At 73.7% G+C, this 2,862-nt stretch carries 3 protein-coding genes and 2 pseudogenes; 2 read left to right on the top strand and 3 right to left on the bottom strand.

The genetic code is table 11. The annotated features are described in order from the left end of the window. Positions 1-102: pseudogene (locus SACAZDRAFT_RS23420) on the top strand (GntR family transcriptional regulator); the annotation flags it as partial. 138 nt (positions 103-240) lie between these two features. Here SACAZDRAFT_RS23420 and SACAZDRAFT_RS16675 read toward each other — a convergent pair. Beyond that, entirely contained in the window at positions 241-1,113 is an 873-nt protein-coding gene (locus SACAZDRAFT_RS16675; RefSeq protein WP_005443624.1) for a 5-oxoprolinase subunit C family protein, read from the bottom strand. Then, positions 1,110-1,721: a 5-oxoprolinase subunit B family protein gene (locus SACAZDRAFT_RS16670; RefSeq protein ID WP_005443622.1), complete on the bottom strand. Its 612-nt coding sequence runs from the start codon at positions 1,719-1,721 to the stop codon at positions 1,110-1,112. Before SACAZDRAFT_RS16670 ends, SACAZDRAFT_RS16675 begins: the two co-directional genes overlap by 4 nt. A 118-nt stretch (positions 1,722-1,839) precedes the next feature. Here SACAZDRAFT_RS16670 and SACAZDRAFT_RS16665 point away from each other — a divergent pair, with 118 nt between their 5' ends. Continuing rightward, positions 1,840-2,538 carry a GntR family transcriptional regulator gene (locus SACAZDRAFT_RS16665; RefSeq protein ID WP_005443620.1) on the top strand — a complete coding sequence of 233 codons (699 nt, stop codon included), beginning with the start codon at positions 1,840-1,842 and terminating at the stop codon, positions 2,536-2,538. Here SACAZDRAFT_RS16665 and SACAZDRAFT_RS16660 read toward each other — a convergent pair. Continuing rightward, a pseudogene (locus tag SACAZDRAFT_RS16660) lies at positions 2,523-2,862 on the bottom strand (DNA-3-methyladenine glycosylase 2 family protein); the annotation flags it as partial. The gene SACAZDRAFT_RS16665 and the pseudogene SACAZDRAFT_RS16660 sit on opposite strands and share 16 nt — an antisense overlap.

Raw genomic sequence — 2,862 nt, 5'->3', positions numbered from 1 at the left:
CAGGCCCGCGACGCGGCGGCCGACTACGCCGCGCGCGTCCGCGCGCTGGGCCTCTCCCCCGACGAAGCCCTCGCCATCGCCAAGGCCGCCCTCGAAGCCTGACACCGTGTCCGCGAGCTGCGCACGCGTGTCCGCAGTTCGTGCACGCGTGTCCGCGGTTCGGGGCCCGACGGCCGTACGGGAAGTGCGAACACCCGTCCCTGAGGCGCGGACACGGGTACGGGAAGCGCGGACACGGCGTCAGGGGGACACCGGGGTGAAGCGCAGGCGCATGCCCGGCCTCGCTTGTGCGGCCTTGTCGACGTCGGCCGACACCACCACCGCGATCACCGGGTACCCGCCCGTGACGGGGTGATCGGCGAGGAACAGCGTCGGCCGTCCCGTCGGCGGCACCTGGAGTGCGCCGGGCACCATGCCCTCGCTCGGCAACTCGGTGTCGCGCGCCCGCGGCAGCTCGGGGCCGTCGAGTCGCAGGCCGATGCGGTTGCTCTGCGACGTGACCTCGTAGGGCTCACGCAGCAACGTCGGCAGCGCGGCCTCGCCGAACCAGTCTCTCCGCGGCCCGGCCACGATGCGGAGCGTCACCTCGCCCGCCGGCAACGGAGCCACCGGAGCGAAATCCACACCCGGCGGTGGTGACGCCGGGGTGCCGACCGGCAGCAGCCGCCCCGGCGCGAGCGGCGGCGGCCCCACTCCGGACAGCACGTCGGTGGAGGCGGAGCCGAGCACGGGGTCGACGACGAGACCACCACGCACCGCGACGTAACTGCGCAGCCCCCGCTCGCTCACGCCGAGCCGCAGTGTCTCGCCGGCCCGCACCCGCAGCACCGCGTTCACGGCCCCGCCCCGGCGTCCGACGGTGACGGGGCACGGCGCTCCGGTCACGGCGACGGTGAGGTCGCGGCGGGCCAGTGCGGTGAACCCGCCGAGGGTGACCTCGACGGCGGCCGCGCCCTCGGGGTTGCCCACGAGCCGGTTGGCCAGGCGCAACGACGCGCGGTCGGCGGCTCCGGACGCGCCGACGCCGATGCCCGCGAGCCCGGGCCGTCCGAGGTCCTGGATCGTGGCGAGCGGCCCGGTCTCGACCACTTCCAGCGCGGCACCCGTGTTCACGCGACCTCCACGAACCGCACCCGCACGCCCGGCCGCAGCAGCGCCGGAGGCTCGCGCAGGGTGTCCCAGAGCGTCAGGTCGGTGCGACCGATCAGCTGCCACCCACCCGGCGACGAGCGCGGGTAGACACCGCTGAACGTCCCGGCCAGCGCGACCGCGCCCTCGGGCACCGCCGTACGGGACTCGCTGCGCCGCGGCACGTCGTGGGCCCACGTGGTGGCGGTCAGGTACCCGAAGCCGGGCGCGAACCCCCCGAACGCCACCGACCACGGCGCTCGGGTGTGCGCGGCGACCAGCTCGCGCGGCGTGACTCCGAGGAGGGAGGCGACCTCGGCGAGGTCGTCGCCGTCGTAGTGCACCGGGATCTCGACGACCTCGCTGTGCGCGCGGGCGGCCTCCACCGGTCGCGCCTGCCTCACCGCGTGCTCCACGGCCGCGCGATCGACGAGACCCGGGTCGAACCGCACGAGCAACGTGCGCGCGGCGGGCACCAGGTCCACCACCCCCGGGGGCAGGGCCGCTCGCAGGGCGGCGTGCAGGCCGGTGACCTGGTCGAGGTCGTCGAGCTCCACGAGCAGTCCCGTGTCGCCACAGGGCAACAGGCGCATCTCACCACCTTCACGTCGGTCAGCCGACCGTACAGAATTGTTGAACAATTCTGCAAGAGTCTTGTGCCCTCTCACTGGTACGCTCCGACGGCATCGAACGGGGTCGAACGGAGGCCGCATGACTGCCACGGACCCGTGGGTGGACCTGCTCGCGGGCGATCGCGCGCTCCTCGACCGGACGAGCACGGCCGAACGCGTCGCCGACGTGCTCCGGCAGCGGATCATCGAGGGCGCACTGCCACCCGGCACCCGGCTCTCGGAGGAGAACGCGGGCCGGGCGTTGTCGGTCTCGCGCAACACCCTCCGTGAGGCCTTCCGCCTCCTGGTCCACGAACGCCTGCTGGTGCACGAGTTCCATCGGGGCGTGTTCGTGCGCATCCTCGACGCGCACGACGTCGCCGACCTGTACCGCGTACGGCGGATGCTGGAGACGAGCGCGATCCGGCTCGCCGGTTCCGCGACGCGCGCCCGGCTCACCGCGCTCGACGACGCCGTCTCCGAGGGCGAACGCGCGTACGCCGAGCAGCGATGGGTGGACGTCGGCACCGCCAACATCCGGTTCCACCAGGCGATCGGCGGTCTGGCGGGCAGTCCTCGGGTGGACGACCTGATGCGGCAGCTGCTCGCGGAGCTGCGCCTGGCCTTCCACGTCATGTCGAGGCCCCGGGAGTTCCACGAGCCCTACCTGGAGTTCAACCGGCAGATCACGACGCTCGTGCTCGACGGCGAACTCGCCGAGGCCGAGCGGGCGCTTCAGGACTACTTCGACAAGGCCGAGGCCCAACTCACCGACGCCTTCGCTCAGATCGCCCGGTAGTCCCGGATCGGGTACCGCGGCCCGAACCGGGGCCGGGTGTGCCCGGCGGCTTCCAGGTATCGCACGGCGCGCTGCCGTTGCGGCGAGTACGGTGCGAGCACCTCCGCCATCCCGTCGTCGTCCAGAGGGCGTCCCAGCAGCGCGTATCCGACGATGGAGGGCACGTGGAAGTCGCCGAAGCTGACCGCGTCGGCATCGCCCCAGGCACGCTGTGCGATCTCCGCCGCCGTCCACACGCCGATGCCCGGCACCGTCCGCAGCAGCGCCCGGCCGCGGTCGCCCCGCAGGCTCGCCGCCTGCTCCAGCCGGTGTGCGACGCGCGCC

Origin of the sequence: Saccharomonospora azurea NA-128, from assembly GCF_000231055.2 — a bacterium.
GTDB lineage: Bacteria > Actinomycetota > Actinomycetes > Mycobacteriales > Pseudonocardiaceae > Saccharomonospora > Saccharomonospora azurea.
The sequence above is the reverse complement of the archived record's forward strand: the minus strand, read 5'-3'. Positions and strand labels throughout refer to the sequence as shown.

Coding starts and splice junctions, on each gene's coding strand:
- SACAZDRAFT_RS16670 (WP_005443622.1), bottom strand. CDS start 1,721: ATGCGCCTGTTGCCCTGTGGCGACACGGGACTGCTCGTGGAGCTCGAC.
- SACAZDRAFT_RS16665 (WP_005443620.1), top strand. CDS start 1,840: ATGACTGCCACGGACCCGTGGGTGGACCTGCTCGCGGGCGATCGCGCG.